The sequence below is a fragment of the Lentzea sp. NPDC055074 genome, from assembly GCF_053608005.1.
The window spans coordinates 63,947-82,141 of record NZ_JBSGUQ010000013.1 but is presented as its reverse complement, the minus strand read 5'-3'; the positions used below and the strand labels follow the sequence as shown (position 1 = coordinate 82,141).

Sequence of the window (18,195 nt, the reverse complement as noted above, 5' to 3'; positions counted from 1 at the left end):
GCCAGAGACCACAGCTATCGCAGCAGCCAAACTTGAACTAGGATTCTGTGGGTGACGGAGTACCCTGATGAGCTCAAGTGGCAGGTGCACGGCGAACGCACCGTGTATGACAATCGGTGGGTTAAGGTCAAACTCGTTGAAGTAGAGCCGCCGGACGGTAGTCGCTTTGAACACCATGTCGTTGCCCTTGACCATGTCGCTGTAGCGCTTCTGGTTAACGAAAAAGAAGAGGTTCTCACCCTCTGGCGGTACAGGTTCGCCGTCGACCAATGGGGATACGAACTGATCGGCGGTCTCGTAGAAGAGGACGAAGAACCAGCAGCTACAGCTGCACGCGAAGCTGTGGAAGAAACTGGCTGGCGTCCGGTCGGCGAGCCTGAGCACATAGGGACGTTCCAGCCTTTGCCCGGCATCATCGATGCGCCTGTCGATGCTTACGTGTGGCACGCTTCCGAGAAGGTCGGTGAACCCACCGACGGCGAAGAAGCCGCGCGGATCGAGTGGATTCCGATTGACCGCGTCCTGGACCTCGTCCGGCGCGGCGAAGTGCTCGGCTCCGGCGCAATCATCCCCCTCCTCTACTACCTAGCCTCACGCAACACCGGGACCTCTGGGACTCGGTAGCTCCAGCTTCGCGAGACGCTGCCGCTGACGGTCGGACCCGATGCGCTTGGCGAGCTGACGCGCAGTCTGCGCGTGCTGCACTGCTCCCTTGCTGTCGCCAGCGGCGGCGTACGCGAACGCCAGATCCACATAGGTGTTCGTCAGACCGCGCACCGCCGACCACTCCGGGTTGGCGAGATCCCGCACGGAAGCTTCAAGCTGGACGATCGCCTCAGGGTCCCCTAGGCGGAGAAGTGCGTTGCCGCGCCAACGCGTGAGCTGACCTTCGTTCAGCAGAAGGAACGGCATCGCCGGATCGACCGGATTCGTTGGCAATAAAGAACTTGCTACGTCGAAGGCACGGAACGACGCATCGCGCTGTCCGGCTGCTGCCAGGCCCTCACCATGCGCGGCGGCGAGCCAGCTCCGAAGCAGCGACGGCGCACGGTTCTCCGCGACGTACCGCGCGTACTCAAGCAACTCGACCGCCGAATCGGCCTCACCGATGTCGAGCAGGATCACGGCTTGCTGAGCCGCCGCGTGCGCCAGCAGATAGGGCGAATCTGCTTCTCTCGCAGAGACTTTCGCGTCCTCGTGGTACTGCCACGCCTGGAGTTGCGAACCCCTGTCTAGCGCTGTCCACCCTGCCAACGTCCGCGCATCGGTGAGGATCGTGGCCAAGCGCTGACGTAGGTGCGAACTGACACTGAAGACCCGCACGGCCTCGATCTGACGCACAAGGCTGTTGAGTTGGTCGAGCACTACGACCGCGCCGAAGCGGCGGTCTGAGCTGCGAAGGTCGCTGACCTGTCGCTGGAACAGGTCAAGCGTTGCTGTGTCGACGTTCCGCGCGATGACCAGACGGTCTCGAAGCTCCTCAGCGGAGTGGTTGAGGACTTCCGACGGGAAGCCAAGCTCTTCGTTCGAGCGGCCGTAGATCTCCCGGAAAAGACGTCGGTAGCCGGGCTCGGTCACCTCTACGTGGCCGTTCTCCCAGCGCGAGATCATGATGTTCAGCGCCGACTGCGACGCCACGGCGACACCGATCTGCGGACCGCGCGTCAGGAAGTACCTGACGACGTGCTCCTGGGTGTGGCCCAGCTCTTCTCGTACCGCCTGCAAGTGTGTGCGCGGCGGTTCTCCCCGTTTTCTCTTCGTCACGCTCCCCCGTTCCCCAACGGTCGTGACCTGCGTACTTAACTCCTCCTAACACGCGGCTTGCTAACCGCGAGCAATTATTTCCACCCCCTTCTCGGCGGTCTGCTGTTCACATGACAGCGACACCGCAACTGATTCAGGAATTCCGGCTAGTCCTTTTGACGGCTCCCATCGTCAATACGGCTTGCCAGCGTTCCGACCTGAGCCCGGAGACCCCGGAGCTCACGAATGATGGTTTGCAGCAGCGGGACCAGAGGGTCGTCCGCGGCCGTGGTCTGAGCGTCCGCCTCGGGTGGCGTTTTCCCTTGCAGCACAGCGGTCAGGTGCTGCGGGTGCCAGTCGAGCGCGATCGACAGCGCTTCGAGGGTGCGCGGGTTTCGCCGGCGTTGAATTCGACCCTGCTGCATCTCGCGAACGATCGCGTGCGATACGCCGGATCTCTCGGCGATCTCTTTTTGCTTCAAAGCCAGCTCTGCCGCGCGGGCATTGATTGCCTCCGCGACCGCCGACCAGTCCTCCGCCACGTGCGCCTCCGTGCTCCGCCTCAGCGCCGACATTAGCGCGGCTTGCAGGCAGAAAGCGGACTTAGCGCAGACATCAGCGGAGAATCGGTAGTTATTGCCGCCAATGTCAGCGCCTTCATCGAAGAAATCATGCTTCTGAAGGGCTAACAGCAATGACATCGAACAGTACGGCGGGTGAGCACTCGCCGATCTTCTACACGGTGACAGAGGCCGCGCGGATCTTGCGCGTCGACGCGGCCACCATCTACCGAGCGATCAGGGAGGACGCGTTTCCCGCTGTGCGGGTGCGCACCCGGTACGTGGTTCCGGCACGGGCGGTTGAGGAGCTTGCCCGGCAGGCAGCGGAGTCCAGCGGCGTTGTCGACGTCGCGCAGATGGCGGCCGACCGCCGCAACGCCCGTGACTTCGAGCGGGCGACCGGGGGTGCGTGGTGAACCCCGAGAACTACTACGAGGTCGTGGCGGCGGAGCTCGACCGCTACGCGAAGGTGCCGGACGAGGTCCTGTTGGAGATCGTGACGCGGGACGGTGCGTGCATGTGGTTGTGGGCCAACGAGAACGACGGCCCGGAGTGGGAAGAAGAGGAAATCACCGACCGCGAGGCTGCCACGCGCATGTGTTCGGGCTGTCCGGTCCGGGGTGTGTGCTTGGAGCTGGAGTTGCGCACGGCCGGTGAGGACACGGTCGGTGTGTGGGGTGGTCTGTCGCAGGAGGACCGCCGCGAGGTGTACCGGGTGTGGCGTGCTCGCCGTGAAGGCGGTGAGTCGTCATGACGATCAACCTGACTCCGACGCAGATCCTTGCGGCGATTGGTGTGGTCGTGGTGGTGCTGTGGGTCTGGCGGGCCAGTGCCCGGCGGGCGAAGGCCACGGCGAACGCGGCTCGTGCTGGTGCTCGGTTGCTGTCGCTGACCGGGCGGGTGCTGGTGATGGCCGGGGCGATCGTGGGTGTGCAGTGGGTGGTGATCACGCACCGGGGCGACGTGGTGGTGTTGCTTGTGGTGCTGGGTCTGCCCGCGTTGTTCGCGGCGTACACGCTGACGAAGGCACTGACGATCACGACGAATGAGGGTCCGCGTGGCCGGGGTGATCGGCGATGAGGACGCTGGAACGGGTTCGGGAAGGGGTGGCCGCCTTCGGGCGGCCACCCGCCGCCCCGGCAGCCGCAAGGCTGGCATCCGATGCTGCGGAGGCAGCGGAGCTGCGGGCGTACGCGACGCACCCGGACGTCATCGCGCTGCGGGTCGAGCGGGTTCGCGCTCAGGTGGACCGGTTGTGCTGGTCCGGGATCGTGCTCGGTCTCGGCTTCACCATGACCAACGTCCAGAGCTTCGCGACAGCAGGCACGCCGGCGTGGTCGCTGCCGTGGCTAGCGGCATGGCTGCTGGACCCCACGGTGTCGCTGGTGTTGCTGGCGATCCTGCGCGCGGAGCAGGTGACCGCGCGGTACCGGGTGCGCACGGGTCCGTGGACGAGGCGGGCGAAGTGGTTCACGCTCGCCGCGACCTACGTCATGAACACGTGGCACTCGTGGGCCGCCGGGTCGGTGTCCGGGGTGGTGCTGCACTCGGTTCCGCCGCTCGTGGTGTTCGTCGCCGCCGAAGCGGTCACGGACCTTCGAGACAAGCTCACCGAAGCTGTGTCGGCAGCGTTCACGGAGGCGTCCGGGTACGGGAAACCGGTCACCGCGGAATTGCCCCAGAAGGTCACCCGCACACCTGCAAAACCCCAGCAGCGCAACAAGAAACCAGCACGCGTGTCGTTCGAGGAGTACCTGTCTGTCGCGCGTGAAGCGTGGTCGCCTGGTGTCGCTGTGAGCCCCTTGTGGGTCCGTGGTGTCACTGGGTGCTCGCGCGGGCTGTCGTCGCGGTTGGCGGCGACGCTGGCGGCCGAAGTAGACAGCGGTGGCGGTCATGACTGAACACGCGAACCACCGCCCATCGACGTCGGATGCCGATCTTCCTGTCCGGCAGGTGTTCAACGCTGAGTTCGTGAACGACGCTCCGCCCGTGCCACAGCCGTCGCGGTGGCAGCGGTTCATGAACGCGTGGCGGCGTTCACCGCGTGTGCCGCTGTGGGCGAAGGACCGTGTTCACGCGGTGCAGGCCGCGAAGGACGTGACCGTGGCTGTGCTGCGTTCGCCGTTCCGGTTCCTCGGGGCGGTGGTGCGAGGCCTGGTGGTCGGGGTGCGGTGGTGGCGGTCGTGGGTGACGGTGCGGGACTACCGGGAGGCTGCCGAGCAGTCGGAGAAGCTTGCCGACAAGTTCACCGACATCCGCGCGCTGACACTGTTCCGGTGGAAGGTCACCGGGGCCGTGACCGCCGCCGTGCCGATCGTGGGCCTGGTGGGCTGGCTGCTCTACGGACCGCGTGCGCTGTGGATCGCAGGGGCCGTCGTGGCGGTAGCGCTGGCGGTGCTCGGTCGCCGCCGCGACGGCAGCCCCGGACGACGGGCCGTGCTCGCCGGACCACGCACGCTCACATGGACGATGGACCCGCAGGTGCTCGTGGACGCCTTCCGGGACGCCAAGCTGATCGGGAAGGACGAGACACTGCGCCTGGTCCACCGCGCCACCCGGCAGGGCGAAGGGTGGGCGGTCACGGTCGATCTCCCCGCCACCCGCAAGGCGGTCGACGTCGTGAAGAACCGAGACGCACTGGCGTCCGCGCTCGCGGTGGATGAGATCCAGCTCAGCGTGGAACGCGTCCGGGGCAACGGCGGCCACGCCGGACGGGTGGCGATGTGGGTAGCCGATGAGGACCCCTACGCCGCACCGCCGATCCGGACACCGTTGCTGGCGGTCGAGCGGTGGGACGCGTGGCGGCCGGTGCCGTTCGGCACCGACGCACGCGGCCGGCGAATCGACCTGCCGATGGTCTGGACGTCGGTGCTGATCGGCGCAATCCCGAGGCAGGGCAAGACAATGGCCGAACGACTGGCGGCTGCGGGCTTGATCCTGGACCCGTACGTGCGGCTCTACGTGGCCGACTTCAAGAACGGAAAGGACTGGAAAGCCGCCGAACAGGTCGCCCACCGGTTCATGGCGGGCGACGACTCCGAGTACGTGCTCAGGTTCGTCGATTGGCTCGTGGAACTGGTCGCCGACGTGCAGGCGCGCTACCGACGGATGCAGGACCTGGACGACGTCACGTGCCCGGAGTCGAAGGTCACCCCGGCCATGTCCCGAGACGTCGCACTCGGAATGCCGATCACCGCGCTGATCGTGGACGAGGTCCAGATCCCATTGGAAGACAGAACACCCGTGGAGGTCCAAGGGAAGAAGCTGACCGCAGGCGAGTACATCGGAGAGTTGTTGATGTGGCTGGCGAAGAAGGCCCCGGCAGCCGGGGTGATCCTCGTGCTGGCGACACAGCGGCCGGACGGCAAAACGATCCCGTCCGGGCTGCGGGCGGTGCTCGGGTCCAGGTTCGCGCTCCGGGTGATGGACTGGCGCGACAGCAACATCATCCTCGGGGAACAGATGAACACCCGAGGCTACGACTCAAGCCGACTGCTGCCCTCCCACAAGGGCGTCGGCATCCTCCGACCGGACGGCGAGACCCAAGCGGGGGCCGATGTGCTGGCGCTGACGGTGCGGACGTTCTACATGCCCAACGAGGACTGGCGGGAGATCTGCGCACAAGGCCGTGCCCTACGCGAACAAGAAGGAACTCTCACCGGCCACGCCGTAGGACAAGCCACCCCGCCAACGCTCGACCACGCCGCCGTGGCGAAGGCCATCGGCAGCACTGCGGTGGCGGCCGAGCGCGTACCGGCTGCGCAGCTTGCGGAGCCTCTGGCGTCCCTTGTGGACTACCTGGCGGACGAACTGAACGGTGACGCTGTCAGGGACTTCGTGCCCACCGCAGAACTCATCGACGCGCTCGAAGTCGAGCCCACCGCCTTCGGGCGTGAGATGGCGGAGCTTGGCTGTCGGCCGACACGCGACCGGGTGAACGACGGAGACCGCGTCCGCCAAGTGCGCGGCTACGACGTCGCCGACATCCGCGCGGCGATCGAGCGCGCACGGGAGGCCACTGCTATCGACGGTGAGGTGGTCGACGATGGCCAGTAACCCGTCACAGCCCGTCCCAGCGACCCGTCGCGCCGTCACACAACCTGTGACGGGTCAGAAACCGGTTCCCAGCTGCATGAACGGGCCGCCGTGACGGGTGTGACGCGTGACGGCTGACCCGTCACAAACGCTGCGAAACGGCCGTGTGCCGTGCCTGCCGGGAAGGACACAGCACACGGCCGACCCGTCACTCAGCCGCGCTGTCCTTCAGCGACTGGGCAGCCTCGAACAACCGATCAACGGTGTCCTTGATGGGGAGGGCCATCCTGACCAACCGCTCGAACGTCTCCGCGTAGGGACGCCGCTCACGTTCGGCCTCAAGCCACGTCCCGCCGTGCAAGGTGTCGAGGTACACCACGTCCTCAAACTCGTCCTCACGGAACGACAGCGTGGAGAACGACGTCATCCCCGCGAAGGCGCCGACCTCGTCCGGCATCAACCACACCCGCACGCCAGGAAGTTCGGCAAGCGCGGCCAACCGCAACAACTGATCAGCCATCACCAGTGCGCTCCCCACCGGTCGCCGCAGGACGGCCTCACCCACAACGAGATCCAGACGCAGCGACGGCCCCTTGCTGAGGTGCTGCATCACTCGCTTGCGGTGAACGTCGCTGTAGTGGCGGTGGTCCTGTTCGGCCACCGCATCGACTTGTGCGCCTCGAAGTGCGGCCTCGTACTCCGGTGTCCGGACGAACGGGGGCAACGCCTCTAGCGCGACGGCCCGCACGTAGCTCGCTTCGGCCTCGACTTCGTCGTATGTCCAGCCGACGCAGGCTGCGTCGTCACCGGTCAGCAGATCGAACCGCAGAGGATCGCGCGCACGTTGCGCGCCTAGTACGACCGGCTTCCGTCGCTCACCGCTGACCCGGTACACCAGGGCGAGCGCGACAACGTCAGCGTCGGCGACCGGGACGAGCGCGTTCTGCATCATCGACGTCTTCGCCGACGACCAGCCCACGCGTTCGCCTACCTCCGCGAGACTCAAGCCGCTTTCCCTGCGCCACAACGCAAGCGAACGACCAACCGCACGGTTCTGGAGGTTGGACTTGAAGTCTTTGGGCATCTCGGCTCACTCAGTACGTGGGCGGAGCCGACGCGGTGAGGCGCCGCGTCGGCTCCTAGCCAACCTCGGTCGTGTGACGGAGTCCGGAGGCTGGCAGCTCTTGTGTCCTCAACAGACGGGTTTACGCATTGCCGTTTCGTCGTCGGCAAGGCACGAAGCGTCGTACAGGCGGACGATCAGGTCCTTGGAGTCAGCCTCGTCCAGGCTCATCTCATCGAGCGCGCGAATGACCTTCCCGTAGCCCGCGATCGCGTCCGTCGACTCGTCGAGAAGGCTGGAGTTCTCGGTGTCCATCCACACCAGCGGTTCGTACTTTGCAAAGGTCAACTGGGTGAACGGCCCTGCCAAGCCAGGATGCGCGCCGAGCGCTGCGGGCAAGACCCGGATCGAAACGTTCGACCACTTGGCCATGAGTAGGAGGTGCAGCAACTGCGCAGCGTGTACCTCGGCACCGCCGACGCACAGGTGCAACGCGAGTTCGTGGATGAAGAAGAAGCACTTCTTGCCGCCGCGCAACAACTCCTGCATCGCGAACTGCGCCTTCACCCGATCTTGCACCTCGGCCTTCGGCACCGTAGAGGATGCGAGCAGCACCTCATGCATGTAGTCGACGGTCTGAAGGAACGGCGGCACCAAGTGCGTGTGCCAACTCGTCAGCGACTCGGCCACGGCAAGGTTTTCGCAGAGCGTGCGAAGACTGATAGGCGCACACATGCCGTGCTGCTGCCACCAGCCCTTGATGTGCACCTCTGGGTGCAGCGAGAGCAAGTGCTCACGTTCGGCGGCAACGACTCGGCACACACCCAGCAGCGTGGCGATTTCGAGCAGGCTGGCCCCGCCCTTGCCGTTCACTACTCCCGAGAGCTTGGCTTCGTCCCAGTCCAGGATTTCGGCGAGCGCGCGTGAAGTGAGACCCGCGCCTGCAATGGCCGCCCGCAAGCCAGCGCCGAACTCCCGCCCCCGCGCGGTAGAGATCTTCTTTGGCATGTCTAGTTCCTCGCCCCGGTTCGAAGAACGGCCCGAACGCTGTCGAGTGCCGTCCGCAACTCTTCGCGCGCCCACACGGCCTTCTGTGCGGCGTCAGCGCAGCGGCGGAGGTAGTGCCTGCCGAGCACCACGACGTAGAGCGGAGGCAGCACCAGCCAGACGAGGAACAGCAAGAGCCCCGTTGCGTCCCACACCATGATCCGTCACCTGCCTCTGTCGACATCAGATCCGCCAACATCAGCTTCGCCAGCAGCACATCGGATGTAAATGACCAGGCAAAGACCTATAGCGACTTCTCACGACCTACACTCCTTGGCGCTGACATTAGCGAGACGGAGAGGTCAGCCGATGAGTTCGCGAGATCGAAGCGGGCACCCAGGGACGCTGTTCGGCGAGTTGCTGCGGCAGCGCCGGCTGACGGCTGAGGAGTTCAGCAGGGAGACGGAGCGATTCGCGCGAGAGCGCGGCATGAAGGCCACACTCGGCCCGCGTCACGTTCAACGCCTGGCTTCCGGCGTCCGTGCCGACGGCCGTCCGCTCGGGCCTCCTAGGGCCGTCACGCGCCGCCTACTCGAAGAGATGTTCAACCTGCCGATCTCCCGGCTACTGGAACCCGTGCGGGTACCGCTTTCCCCGGTGTCCGAGGACCTGGGACTGCAAGCCCGCATCGCGGCAGGACGCAACATCGACGAAAGGACCGTGAAGCTCTTCCAGCACCAACTCGACATCACGCGCGTGATCGACCGCAGGCTGGGCGCGGCCGCGTTGATCGGTCAGCTTCGTGCGCAGATCGACCAGATGGACGGCGTTCTGGACGATGTACTCGATCAGTCCACGCAGTCACGTTTGGCCGCTGTGTTGGTCGACGCTTCCGCACTCGCCGGATGGCAGTCGCTCGATCAGGGGCTCACGAGCGATGCGTGGGCCAACTACAACCGGGCGATTCGAGCAGCGAGGTACGCGCAATCGCCCGCGCTGGAGGCCTATGCGCGTGGAGGGCAGGCAGTCGTTCTGCTCGACATCGGCGAGACACAGGCAGCCGTCGATTTGACCGAGCAAGTGCTCGCAGAAGCGAGAGGGCGCGTGCCTAGTTTGCTGTTCTCATGGCTTTCCGCGGGCTACGGCGAAGCGTGCGCAGCGAACGGCGAACACACGCGGTCCATGCGGGCGTTCGACGATGCCGCGCGCTCCATGCCAACCACTGACAACGGGGACACGCCGTATCTCGTCTTCGACGCCACCCACCTGTCACGGTGGCGCGGCAATGCCCTCGCTCGACTCGGTGCGCCCGAAGCGATTGACGTTCTCTCCGATGTGCTGGAGCGGCTCGACACGAGCTTTACCCGTGCTGAGACCACGCTTCGGGTTGACCTTGCTCAGGTGTTCACCACAACCGGCGAGAAAGACGCAGCAGCCACGCACGCGGAACGTGCACGGCTGCTGGCGGCTCAGGTGGGTTCGGTGCGTCAGCGCAATCGGCTTGCGGCTCTAGTCGGCTGACTTCTTGTCACGCGGCTTGCGCGTGACCTTCGGCATCCGAGAACCAAGAAGTTCCGCCGCTTTCCGGTCGGATGCAGCGACCCACGCTGCGTAGACCTTCAACGTCGTTGCACCGCCGCCGCCATGTCCGAGTCGTCCCGCGACCGTGCGAAGGTCGGTTCCGGCGGTGAGAAGCTCGGTCGCGGAGTAGTGCCGCAGAGCATGAAGATGCGTCTTGATCTCCAGCCGATCCGCCATCTCCTTGTAGCGGCTCGACACCGCGTGCGGCGAGTACGGGACGGTCGGGTCTGCCTTTCGCACGCCAGTGAAGACGTACATGTCGTCCGTCAGTTCGACGTCCGCTTCAGCGAGCCGATCACGCCACCGGTCGCGGTGTTCCATGAGCAGCACGACGGTTTCGGTGTCGAGTGCGATCCGCCGCATCTGATGAGTCTTGGTGTCCTTCTCGGTGCCGACGCCGCGACGAAGACGGTAGCTCCGGCGGATCTCGACCACGCCTTCGTCCAGATTGATGGAGGACCATTTCAGGGCGCAGAGTTCGCCACGCCGGACGCCCGTGGTCATGACGAACCAGACCAGCGTTCCCCAGTCGTCATCCATCTGGAACGCCTCTTCGGCGAGACGTGCGGCATCTGCGGACGAAGGCGGCTCAGGTTGTGGCTGCTTCTGCTTCGGTCGCTTCGCAGCTTTGGCCGGGTTGCCTGGAATCCAGTCCCACCGGTCAGCAGCGCCGAGAATTCCGCTGATGATCGAGTGGACCTGCCGGACCGCCGAAGTCGACAGCGGCGAGCACTTGTGTGGCTTACACCTGGCCTTCTTACAGTCGTGGTCGCCTTCGGCCTTGTGCTCCACGTACGGCTTTCGGTCGCAGCGCACGCGGCACCGACGAAGCTCCGCGTAGAGGTTCTCCAGCATCCGCGTGGTCATCTTCCGGACCGGCGTCGGGCCGAAGGCGGGATTGATCGTGCGGTTGATGTAGCCCTCATAGAGTTCGCGCGTGCTGTCCTCCAGCTCGGTCACGCGCAGCCATTCCGAAGCGGCGTAGGCAAACGTGGCGTTCGAGCTTGTCGCGCGCTGAGCGTCCACTTCAGCGAGTAGCCGGGTCTGCACTTTGTCAGCAGCCTTGTACGCCGCTTTGTCCGTGCCCTTCACCGACTCGGTGAGATAAAGATCCTTGCCCGTGACCGGGTCCTTCCCCGAGAACACACGGACCTGGAGCGAGTTGCCGCGTACGCGGATACTGCCTCGCGTCCGGCGGTCTTCGGAGCCGTTTGACCTGGTCATGTGCCCATGGTCAACCCGGTGTCAATGGACAGCAACATGGACAGATGATCACTAGCGGATCTTGAAACGGCCCGTCCGTGCTGGTCAGACTGGTGGGGCAGGTCGGATTCGAACCGACAACCTGACAGATTATGAGTCTGCTGCTCTGACCGGTTGAGCTACTGCCCCCTCGCAGCAGCGGACCCCGACCCGCTAACGCTGCGTGCTGGAGAATACCGATCACGCCGAACGGCCCTTGCGCACCCCCGTGGCGAGCGACACATAGGGTGGACGCGTGCGTTTGACCCTCCGCGACTTCACCCCGGCGGACGAGCCCGAGGTGCTGGCGCTGTTCGCCGACTGCGACGACTGGTTCCAGGCCGCCACGGGGCATCCGTCCGGACCCGGTGACGTGCAGAGCCTCTTCTACGCGTTGCCGGAGGGCGCGGCGTTCGAGCAGAAGCACCTGCTGGTCGCGCAGGCTCAGGGCATGATCGGGTTCGTCGACCTCGTGCTGCACCACCCGGCACCGGGTGAGGCGAGCATCGGGTTCTTCCTGGTGCCGCGGGACCTGCGGCGGTGGGGCATCGGCCGGGAGATGGCGAAGGCTCTGGCCGCGCGCTTTCCGGAGGTCTCGCGGGTGCACGTGCGGCTCGACGGCTTCAAGCCCGGCAACGCGTTCCTCGAGTCCCTGGGCTTCGTCCTCAACGGTCAGCGGGCCGTGCTGGAGGTCGCGCCGAGGTCCGACGGCCGGTAGCCGCGCGGGTAGCCCGGGTAGGTGCGGTTCGGGGTGCTGGTGAGTTTCAGGGCCTTGCGGACCGGTAGGCGGCGCACGACGAAAGCCCTCAGGCGCAACGCACGCCTGCCCAACGCGCCGACCCACGCATGTGGCGCCACGAACCCGAACGCGCGCACCATCGCCGGGTCCAGCATCGCGACCACGGCCCGTGCGACCACAGGGCGCGCCACGGACGGGTACCAGGAGCAGAAGAGGTCGAGGGTGTACTGGCCGATGCGGCGGTTCGACGGCGCGTACACGAAGTGCTTCTGCTCGTAGGCCGTCTTGAACGCCAGGAACTCGTCGTAGCCCGAAGGGATGTCGCGGATTCCCATGCGGGCGCCGACCGCGCGGTAGAGGTGGAAGCCGGCCAGCTGTTCGTTGCGGGTCAGCGGGCGCCAGCCGTACTGCGAAAGCCACTCGATCGGGTCGTAGATGAACGTCGACAGGACGTAGAGCATGTCGTCGTTCGAGATGTCGTAACGGCCGTGCTGGCGGTTGACCACGCGCAACGCCTCACGGCCGCGCGGGGAGTCGTAGCCGTGCTCCACGAGCTCGGCCATCAGGACGGCGGTGTCGTCGTAGCGCTTCTGCGGGCGCCGTTCAAACTCTCCGGTGCGTTCCAGCAGCCCCGAGATCGTCGGGACGCAGTACGTGCGGAACAGCGCCATCTCCAGCGACTTCTGGTAGTCCCACGGGAACTCCAGGCCGGCCGAGATGCGCATGATCTCCTCGTGGTCGGCCACGGGGTCGAGCGCGGAGATGCGGCGGAGGTTCGCGAAGCGGGCCATGCCCCCAAGCTGACGCAAGACCCGCCAAAGCAAAAGACCCCAGTCGGTCGACTGGGGTCGTCAGGTCCTGGGGCTGACCCCACGAAGAAACAAGAGCGGCCGCCAGATCTAGTCTGACGGCCGCTCTGGCTCCCCCAACTGGACTCGAACCAGTAACCCTGCGATTAACAGTCGCATGCTCTGCCAATTGAGCTATGGGGGAATGTTCTGTTGTTCTAGCTTGTCAGGCTTGGTTCCTCCTGACAGTGGGTAACTCTACATGAGTCGCGAAAGGGGTTTTGCAAGCACCCCCCACTTTGCGGCCACATAGGCTTTGACCAGGCAAGATGCGAGAGGAGACGTCACATGAAGGGCATCTTGGTCGGTGCGGCGGTCGGCTACGTGCTCGGCGCGAAGGCCGGGCGGGAGCGCTACGACCAGATCGTGCGCCTCTGGCACCGCTTCACCGCGAACCCGACCGTGCGCAAGACGGCGGCCCAGGCGAAGGACAAGGCGTTCGAAGCCGCGGTCCAGGCCAAGGACCTGGCCGCGGACGCAGCAGGAAAGGCGGCGGACGCCGCAGGTAAAGCGGCCGAGAAGGCTCCCTGGAAGCACCAGGAGGAAGAGAAGGGGACGAACGGCAAGGCGTTCACCCCTCCCGCGACGACCCCGCGAGTGTGACGGTCTTCACACCTGGGCCACCGCGAAGATCCGCCTGAAAGGGAACCAAGTGGTGCCGTCGGCTCGCTGCGGGTACGCCTCGCGCAGCCGCGGCGCCAGTTCCGCCACATAGGTGTCCCAGTCCGCTGGGGACAACGCCGCTCGCACAGGCCGCAGAGCCGTGCCACTCACCCATTCGAGCACCGGGTCCGGGCCGGACAGCCGCTGCACGTACGTCGTCTCCCAGACGTCCACAGTGGAGCAGTCGCCGAGCAGGTCCGCGTACTCCACGGGGGCCAGAACCGGCTTGTCGGCACGGAAGACGTGCGCCAGCCCCGCTCCCGCGACCTCACGGATCAGGCGGTGCGACGGGTCCGCGAAGTTACCGGGGACCTGGAACGCGAGCCACGCGCCGGCAGTCAGCGCCGACAGCCAAGTAGACACGATCGAGGGATGTTCCGGGATCCACTGCAGGACCGCGTTGGACACCACGACATCGGTGTCCGGCAACGGTTCCCACGTCGTGACGTCGTCCACGCGAGCATCGACGCCGGCCTCACGCGCCGCCTCGACCATCTCCACGGACGAGTCGAACGCCTCGATCACGGCCGACGGCCACCGCTGCGACAGCGACGAGGTCAGGTTGCCGGGCCCACAGCCCACGTCGACGACGCGGCGGGGCTCATCAGCCCGCACGCGCCCCACGAGCTCGTAGAACGGCCTCGCCCGGTGATCGGCGAAGGCCAGGTACTGCGTCGGATCCCACATACGGCTAACAGTACACGCGTACTGTTAGCCCGCAAGCTTCGCGACGAACGGCTCCACGGCCTCGCGCACGGCCGCCAGGTCCACCCCGGCGTCCCCGCGCGCCTGCCACACCACGCCGTCCTGGCCGGGGATCTTGCGCTGCAGGATCCACACGCCCGGCGACTCGACGCGCTCGCGGTGCCGGATCGACCCCTCGACGCGCTGGCTGATCGCCCGCAGCACCCGTTCGGGGTTCTCCAGCGGGAACCGGTGCGCGGGCAGGTCCTCCAGCAGCACGACGGGCCCCTCCGTGGAGGCCTCCGCCGCCTCGACCAGCCTCAGCGCGCCTTCCCACTTAGCCTTGCTGATGAGGTGCCAGCCGATCCGGCGGGGCTCCTCCCCCGGCACCCACAGCCCGAACGACGTCACCACCAGGTGCCCGCCGGTCTGGACGGGCGCGTGCGCGATCACCGTCTCCTCCGGGTCGAGCACTCCCGTGAACCCGTCCGGCGCACCGTTGCCGAACAACCGTCGGAACAACCCCACTACAGCACTCCAGCGCTCTGCTGCAGGAGCGCCTTGCGGTACTCCTCCAGCGCCACCAGGTCGCCCCACAGCGCCCGGTACTCGTCGGCGTCCTTGATCGGGGACAACCGCCGCAGACGTGACTTCACGTCCTCGACCTGCTTGCCGACCTGGACCTCCTGCAGCCGCGCGATCACCATCGACACGTAGCGGAACTCGTCGTTCTGCTTGACGGCCAACGGTTCCACCGCGAGCTCGGTCAGCACGGACCGCACCGACGCGTGCGAACACGCCTGCGAGATCCCGTCCAGGTACGCGGAGCCCTCCAGCCCGCAGGACGCGCCGCCGGCCTCGCGGATGGCCCGGTGCAGCGCCACGTACGCCGGGTCCGTGAAGGACTCGTCCGGCAGCGAGTCGTACAACGGCCCCGCGTACTCGGGCAGCCGCAGCGCGATCTTGAGCACCTCGCGCTCGAAGATCAGCCTCGGGTCGCGCGGGTTCGGCCGGGCCGGGCCGTCGACCTCCACGCCCAGCGCCATCTGGTTCGGGTCGACCCGCTGGGGGGCGGCGACCGGCCCCTTGCCGCTGGAGACCTGACGCACGCGACGCACGACCATCGCCTCGTCGTCCCAGCCCACCCACCACGCCAGGCGCGTCGCGTAGCCGTCGCGCTTGGCCCTGTCCTTGATCTGCCCGACGAACGGCACCATCTTCTTGAGCGCCTCGACGCGGCCGTCGACGGAGTCGAGGTCGTACGCCTTGAGCTGGGCCTTGATCGCGAACTCGATCAACGGGATGCGCCGCGCCACCAGGTCGCGCACCGCCACGTCGCCCTTGGCCTGCCGCAGCTCGCACGGGTCCATGCCGTCCGGCGCGACCGCGATGTAGGTCTGCGCGGAGAAGTGCTGCTCCCCCTCGAACGCCTTCAGCGCGGCCTTCTGGCCCGCCTCGTCGCCGTCGAAGGTGAAGATGACCTCGCCGTTCACGTCGTCGTCGATCAGCAGCCGGCGCAGCACGTTCATGTGGTCCGTGCCGAACGCCGTGCCGCAGGACGCGACCGCCGTCGGCACGCCCGCGAGGTGCATCGCCATCACGTCGGTGTAGCCCTCGACGATGACCGCCTGCTTGCGCTTGGCGATCTCGCGCTTGGCCTGGTCGAGGCCGAACAGCACCTGCGACTTCTTGTAGATCATCGACTCGCTGGTGTTGAGGTACTTCGCCTGGATCGGGTCGTCGTCGAAGATCCGACGCGCGCCGAACCCGACGACGTCGCCGCTGATCTCCTTGATCGGCCACAGCAGCCGCCGATGGAACCGGTCGATCGGACCCTGGCGGCCCTCCTTGGTGAGCTGCGACTTGATCAGCTCCTGCAGCTCGAACCCGCGCCCGAGCAGGTGCTTCGTCAGCTTGTCCCAGCCGCCGGGGGCGAACCCGCAGCCGAACTGGCGTGCCGCAGCCTCGTCGAACCCGCGCTCGGCCAGGAACTCGCGCGCCTGCTGCGCCTCGGGCGTCGCGAGCTGCTCGGCGTAGTACTCGGCGGCCGCCTTGTGGGCCTCGATGAGCCTGCTGCGCGTGCCCCGGTCGCGCTGGATCGTGGCGCCGCCGCCCTCGTAGGTCAGCTGGATGCCCGCCCGGTCCGCGAGCCGCTCGACGGCCTCCACGAACGACAGGTGCTCGACCTTCATCACGAAGGCGATCACGTCGCCGCCCTCGCCGCAGCCGAAGCAGTGGAACGTGCCGTGCGACGGGCGCACGTTGAACGACGGCGACTTCTCGTCGTGGAACGGGCACAACCCCTTGAGGGCGCCTCCACCGGCACGCTTCAGCGAAACCTGGTCACCGACGACCTCGTCGATGCGGCTGCGCTCACGCACCAACGCGATGTCGCTCTCTCTGATGCGTCCTGCCACACGACCGAGTCTAATCCCCTGGCAAACTGCCGACCGTGACCACCGCCGACGTCTTCGGACTCCACCGGACGCACCTCATCGGTGTCGCCTACCGGCTGACCGGCAGCTTCGCCGACGCCGAGGACGCCGTGCAGGAGGCGTGGCCGAGGTTCGCCAAGGCCGAGGGCGTGCAGGACGCGCGCGGCTGGCTCACGACCGTCGTCAGCCGCATCTGCCTCGACCGGCTGCGCTCCGCGGCCGTGCGCCGGGAGACCTACGTCGGCTCGTGGCTGCCCGAACCGCTGCTCACGACCGGCGAGGACGACCCGCTGGCGAGCGTGGTGCAGGCCGACGGCGTGCGGATGGCCGCGCTCGTGGTGCTCGACAGGCTCACGCCCGACCAGCGCGTCGCGTTCGTGCTGCACGACGCGTTCTCGTTGCCGTTCAACGAGATCGCCGACGTGCTGCAGGTCTCGGAGGCTGCTGCGCGCAAGCACGCCTCCCGTGCCCGCAAGGCCGTAGCGGACGCCGAGCCGCCGCCCCGTTCCGCCCTGGCCGAGCAGCAGGAGGTGCTGGAGAAGTTCCTGCGGGCCATGGCGAGCGGGGACCTCGACGGCGTGCTCGCGTTGCTGCACCCGGACGCGGTGTTGATCGGCGACGGTGGTGGCAAGGTGCGCACGGCGGTCCACACTGTCTCCGGCGCGGACAAGGTCGCTCGCTTCTTCCTCGGCCTGATGCGCAAGTACGGCTACCCGGAGGAGCACCGGCCGACGTTCGTCAACGGCGACATCGGCGTGCTCATGCCGGCGTACGGCGAGGTGACGTCGCGTGTGACGGCTTTCACGGTGCACGAGGGCAAGGTCGCGGCCATCTACGACATCGCGAACCCGGACAAGCTCACGCACGTCACGTTCTGACGGGTTTTGGTCTGGACCGTAACTGGAGCCGGGACCGCGGCGTGGCTAACGTCCGACGCGCTGCCCAAGCCCCCTGCCGCGGGTCGCGACCACCGGAGTTCGAACCATGCCCGAACACGACATCCCCTCACGCCGGGCGTTCCTGGCGACCGGTGCGGCCGCAGTGGTCGCACTGACCGCCGCCGGCACCACCACGGCGCGCAGCGCGCCCCTCCCCCTGACCCCGACCTGCGTCGATGACGACGACACCCCGTCGAACATCGAGGGTCCCTACTTCAAGCGGAACTCCCCGCAGCGCACGAACCTGCGCACCCCCGGCGTCACCGGGATCGTGCTCAGCATCACCGGGTTCGTCTACACGATGAAGTGCGCCCCGATCCCCAACGCACTGCTGGACTTCTGGCAGTCGGACGACCGCGGTGTGTACGACAACACCACGTTCAAGATGCGCGGTCACCAGTTCACCAACGCCTCCGGCGCGTACGTGCTGGAGACGATCGTGCCCAAGGACTACCCGGGCCGCACCCCGCACATCCACGTCAAGGCGCAGCCGCGTGGCGGCCGGATCCTCACCACGCAGCTGTTCTTCCCCGACAACCTCAGGGCGTACGGGATGAACGTGCCGTACCTGAACCGGCGCGACGCCTACCTCGACCGCGAGTGCGAGGTCGAGCTCGGCCCGCTCGTCGGCAACCGCTACACGGCCAAGTTCGACTTCGTCCTCGACATCTGACCTA

General features: G+C 66.7%; 21 protein-coding genes and 2 tRNA genes. 11 read left to right on the top strand and 12 right to left on the bottom strand.

Features of this window, described 5'->3' with window-relative positions; translation table 11 throughout:
• The first annotated feature begins 51 nt into the window (after positions 1–51).
• On the top strand, positions 52–624 hold the full coding sequence (locus tag ACWF7A_RS27195) for an NUDIX hydrolase (RefSeq protein WP_452253322.1): 573 nt from the start codon (positions 52–54) through the stop codon (positions 622–624).
• Here ACWF7A_RS27195 and ACWF7A_RS27190 read toward each other — a convergent pair.
• Entirely contained in the window at positions 592–1,764 is a 1,173-nt protein-coding gene (locus tag ACWF7A_RS27190) for a tetratricopeptide repeat protein (protein ID WP_452253321.1), read from the bottom strand. The two genes, ACWF7A_RS27195 and ACWF7A_RS27190, sit on opposite strands and share 33 nt — an antisense overlap.
• Positions 1,765–1,910: 146 nt before the next feature.
• A complete protein-coding gene (locus ACWF7A_RS27185) occupies positions 1,911–2,444 on the bottom strand; it encodes a helix-turn-helix domain-containing protein (protein ID WP_452253320.1) in 534 nt (177 codons plus the stop codon).
• Between ACWF7A_RS27185 and ACWF7A_RS27180 the strand changes: the two genes are divergently transcribed.
• Genes ACWF7A_RS27180 through ACWF7A_RS27160 form a run of 5 tightly spaced genes read left to right on the top strand, consistent with a single transcriptional unit; the run spans position 2,438 to position 6,359 of the window.
• Entirely contained in the window at positions 2,438–2,719 is a 282-nt protein-coding gene (locus ACWF7A_RS27180; protein ID WP_452253319.1) for a helix-turn-helix domain-containing protein, read from the top strand. The genes ACWF7A_RS27185 and ACWF7A_RS27180 overlap by 7 nt on opposite strands.
• Positions 2,716–3,057: a WhiB family transcriptional regulator gene (locus ACWF7A_RS27175; RefSeq protein ID WP_452253318.1), complete on the top strand. Its 342-nt coding sequence runs from the start codon at positions 2,716–2,718 to the stop codon at positions 3,055–3,057. Before ACWF7A_RS27180 ends, ACWF7A_RS27175 begins: the two co-directional genes overlap by 4 nt.
• On the top strand, positions 3,054–3,383 hold the full coding sequence (locus ACWF7A_RS27170) for a hypothetical protein (RefSeq protein WP_452253317.1): 330 nt from the start codon (positions 3,054–3,056) through the stop codon (positions 3,381–3,383). Before ACWF7A_RS27175 ends, ACWF7A_RS27170 begins: the two co-directional genes overlap by 4 nt.
• Complete coding sequence (locus tag ACWF7A_RS27165) at positions 3,380–4,204, top strand: hypothetical protein (protein ID WP_452253316.1); 825 nt, start codon at positions 3,380–3,382, stop codon at positions 4,202–4,204. The genes ACWF7A_RS27170 and ACWF7A_RS27165 overlap by 4 nt, the downstream gene beginning before the upstream one ends.
• Complete coding sequence (locus ACWF7A_RS27160) at positions 4,197–6,359, top strand: FtsK/SpoIIIE domain-containing protein (RefSeq protein ID WP_452253315.1); 2,163 nt, start codon at positions 4,197–4,199, stop codon at positions 6,357–6,359. Before ACWF7A_RS27165 ends, ACWF7A_RS27160 begins: the two co-directional genes overlap by 8 nt.
• A gap of 187 nt (positions 6,360–6,546) precedes the next feature.
• Here ACWF7A_RS27160 and ACWF7A_RS27155 read toward each other — a convergent pair whose 3' ends face one another.
• The 3 genes from ACWF7A_RS27155 to ACWF7A_RS27145 form a co-directional block, all read right to left on the bottom strand.
• Positions 6,547–7,422 carry a helix-turn-helix domain-containing protein gene (locus ACWF7A_RS27155; protein ID WP_452253314.1) on the bottom strand — a complete coding sequence of 292 codons (876 nt, stop codon included), beginning with the start codon at positions 7,420–7,422 and terminating at the stop codon, positions 6,547–6,549.
• Positions 7,423–7,530: 108 nt separating this feature from the next.
• Entirely contained in the window at positions 7,531–8,409 is an 879-nt protein-coding gene (locus ACWF7A_RS27150) for a helix-turn-helix domain-containing protein (protein WP_452253313.1), read from the bottom strand.
• A 2-nt stretch (positions 8,410–8,411) separates the two neighbouring features.
• A complete protein-coding gene (locus ACWF7A_RS27145) occupies positions 8,412–8,606 on the bottom strand; it encodes a hypothetical protein (protein ID WP_452253312.1) in 195 nt (64 codons plus the stop codon).
• Between the two features lie 271 nt (positions 8,607–8,877).
• Between ACWF7A_RS27145 and ACWF7A_RS27140 the strand changes: the two genes are divergently transcribed.
• Positions 8,878–9,909 carry a hypothetical protein gene (locus ACWF7A_RS27140; protein ID WP_452253311.1) on the top strand — a complete coding sequence of 344 codons (1,032 nt, stop codon included), beginning with the start codon at positions 8,878–8,880 and terminating at the stop codon, positions 9,907–9,909.
• Here the strand turns inward: ACWF7A_RS27140 and ACWF7A_RS27135 are convergent.
• Both ACWF7A_RS27135 and ACWF7A_RS27130 read right to left on the bottom strand, forming a co-directional pair.
• Entirely contained in the window at positions 9,898–11,193 is a 1,296-nt protein-coding gene (locus ACWF7A_RS27135; RefSeq protein ID WP_452253310.1) for a tyrosine-type recombinase/integrase, read from the bottom strand. The genes ACWF7A_RS27140 and ACWF7A_RS27135 overlap by 12 nt on opposite strands.
• 90 nt (positions 11,194–11,283) lie before the next feature.
• Positions 11,284–11,361: transfer RNA gene (locus tag ACWF7A_RS27130), tRNA-Ile, on the bottom strand.
• A 106-nt stretch (positions 11,362–11,467) separates the two neighbouring features.
• Here ACWF7A_RS27130 and ACWF7A_RS27125 point away from each other — a divergent pair.
• Positions 11,468–11,929 (top strand): GNAT family N-acetyltransferase, encoded by a 462-nt coding sequence (locus ACWF7A_RS27125; protein ID WP_452253309.1) that lies wholly within the window; start codon positions 11,468–11,470, stop codon positions 11,927–11,929.
• On the opposite strand, the gene ACWF7A_RS27120 is transcribed toward ACWF7A_RS27125, so the two are convergent.
• Both ACWF7A_RS27120 and ACWF7A_RS27115 read right to left on the bottom strand, forming a co-directional pair.
• Entirely contained in the window at positions 11,884–12,741 is an 858-nt protein-coding gene (locus ACWF7A_RS27120; protein ID WP_452253308.1) for an oxygenase MpaB family protein, read from the bottom strand. The two genes, ACWF7A_RS27125 and ACWF7A_RS27120, sit on opposite strands and share 46 nt — an antisense overlap.
• A gap of 126 nt (positions 12,742–12,867) precedes the next feature.
• Positions 12,868–12,943: transfer RNA gene (locus ACWF7A_RS27115), tRNA-Asn, on the bottom strand.
• Between the two features lie 143 nt (positions 12,944–13,086).
• Between ACWF7A_RS27115 and ACWF7A_RS27110 the strand changes: the two genes are divergently transcribed.
• Positions 13,087–13,401, top strand: coding sequence for a hypothetical protein (locus tag ACWF7A_RS27110; protein ID WP_452253307.1), 315 nt, complete (start codon positions 13,087–13,089; stop codon positions 13,399–13,401).
• Between the two features lie 6 nt (positions 13,402–13,407).
• Here the strand turns inward: ACWF7A_RS27110 and ACWF7A_RS27105 are convergent, their stop codons facing one another.
• Genes ACWF7A_RS27105 through dnaG form a run of 3 tightly spaced genes read right to left on the bottom strand, consistent with a single transcriptional unit; the run spans position 13,408 to position 16,562 of the window.
• Positions 13,408–14,148, bottom strand: coding sequence for a trans-aconitate 2-methyltransferase (locus ACWF7A_RS27105; protein ID WP_452253306.1), 741 nt, complete (start codon positions 14,146–14,148; stop codon positions 13,408–13,410).
• Positions 14,149–14,172: 24 nt separating this feature from the next.
• Entirely contained in the window at positions 14,173–14,673 is a 501-nt protein-coding gene (locus tag ACWF7A_RS27100; RefSeq protein WP_452253305.1) for a hypothetical protein, read from the bottom strand.
• The gene (dnaG, locus tag ACWF7A_RS27095; protein WP_452253304.1) at positions 14,673–16,562 is read right to left on the bottom strand and encodes a DNA primase; all 1,890 of its coding nucleotides are present in this window, start codon (positions 16,560–16,562) and stop codon (positions 14,673–14,675) included. The genes ACWF7A_RS27100 and dnaG overlap by 1 nt, the downstream gene beginning before the upstream one ends.
• A gap of 26 nt (positions 16,563–16,588) precedes the next feature.
• Here dnaG and ACWF7A_RS27090 point away from each other — a divergent pair, with 26 nt between their 5' ends.
• Both ACWF7A_RS27090 and ACWF7A_RS27085 read left to right on the top strand, forming a co-directional pair.
• Positions 16,589–17,458: a sigma-70 family RNA polymerase sigma factor gene (locus tag ACWF7A_RS27090; RefSeq protein WP_452253479.1), complete on the top strand. Its 870-nt coding sequence runs from the start codon at positions 16,589–16,591 to the stop codon at positions 17,456–17,458.
• A gap of 106 nt (positions 17,459–17,564) precedes the next feature.
• On the top strand, positions 17,565–18,191 hold the full coding sequence (locus ACWF7A_RS27085; RefSeq protein ID WP_452253303.1) for a dioxygenase family protein: 627 nt from the start codon (positions 17,565–17,567) through the stop codon (positions 18,189–18,191).
• The last annotated feature ends 4 nt before the right edge of the window (positions 18,192–18,195 follow it).

What these genes read in the sequence shown, in the direction of transcription:
- ACWF7A_RS27165 (WP_452253316.1), top strand. Translation starts at nt 3,380, where the DNA reads ATGAGGACGCTGGAACGGGTTCGGGAAGGGGTGGCCGCCTTCGGGCGG.
- ACWF7A_RS27160 (WP_452253315.1), top strand. Translation starts at nt 4,197, where the DNA reads ATGACTGAACACGCGAACCACCGCCCATCGACGTCGGATGCCGATCTT.
- ACWF7A_RS27145 (WP_452253312.1), bottom strand. Translation starts at nt 8,606, where the DNA reads ATGGTGTGGGACGCAACGGGGCTCTTGCTGTTCCTCGTCTGGCTGGTG.
- ACWF7A_RS27110 (WP_452253307.1), top strand. Translation starts at nt 13,087, where the DNA reads ATGAAGGGCATCTTGGTCGGTGCGGCGGTCGGCTACGTGCTCGGCGCG.
- ACWF7A_RS27155 (WP_452253314.1), bottom strand. Translation starts at nt 7,422, where the DNA reads ATGCCCAAAGACTTCAAGTCCAACCTCCAGAACCGTGCGGTTGGTCGT.
- ACWF7A_RS27140 (WP_452253311.1), top strand. Translation starts at nt 8,878, where the DNA reads ATGAAGGCCACACTCGGCCCGCGTCACGTTCAACGCCTGGCTTCCGGC.
- ACWF7A_RS27135 (WP_452253310.1), bottom strand. Translation starts at nt 11,193, where the DNA reads ATGACCAGGTCAAACGGCTCCGAAGACCGCCGGACGCGAGGCAGTATC.
- ACWF7A_RS27150 (WP_452253313.1), bottom strand. Translation starts at nt 8,409, where the DNA reads ATGCCAAAGAAGATCTCTACCGCGCGGGGGCGGGAGTTCGGCGCTGGC.
- ACWF7A_RS27185 (WP_452253320.1), bottom strand. Translation starts at nt 2,444, where the DNA reads ATGTCATTGCTGTTAGCCCTTCAGAAGCATGATTTCTTCGATGAAGGC.
- ACWF7A_RS27120 (WP_452253308.1), bottom strand. Translation starts at nt 12,741, where the DNA reads ATGGCCCGCTTCGCGAACCTCCGCCGCATCTCCGCGCTCGACCCCGTG.
- ACWF7A_RS27085 (WP_452253303.1), top strand. Translation starts at nt 17,565, where the DNA reads ATGCCCGAACACGACATCCCCTCACGCCGGGCGTTCCTGGCGACCGGT.
- ACWF7A_RS27105 (WP_452253306.1), bottom strand. Translation starts at nt 14,148, where the DNA reads ATGTGGGATCCGACGCAGTACCTGGCCTTCGCCGATCACCGGGCGAGG.
- ACWF7A_RS27180 (WP_452253319.1), top strand. Translation starts at nt 2,438, where the DNA reads ATGACATCGAACAGTACGGCGGGTGAGCACTCGCCGATCTTCTACACG.
- ACWF7A_RS27170 (WP_452253317.1), top strand. Translation starts at nt 3,054, where the DNA reads ATGACGATCAACCTGACTCCGACGCAGATCCTTGCGGCGATTGGTGTG.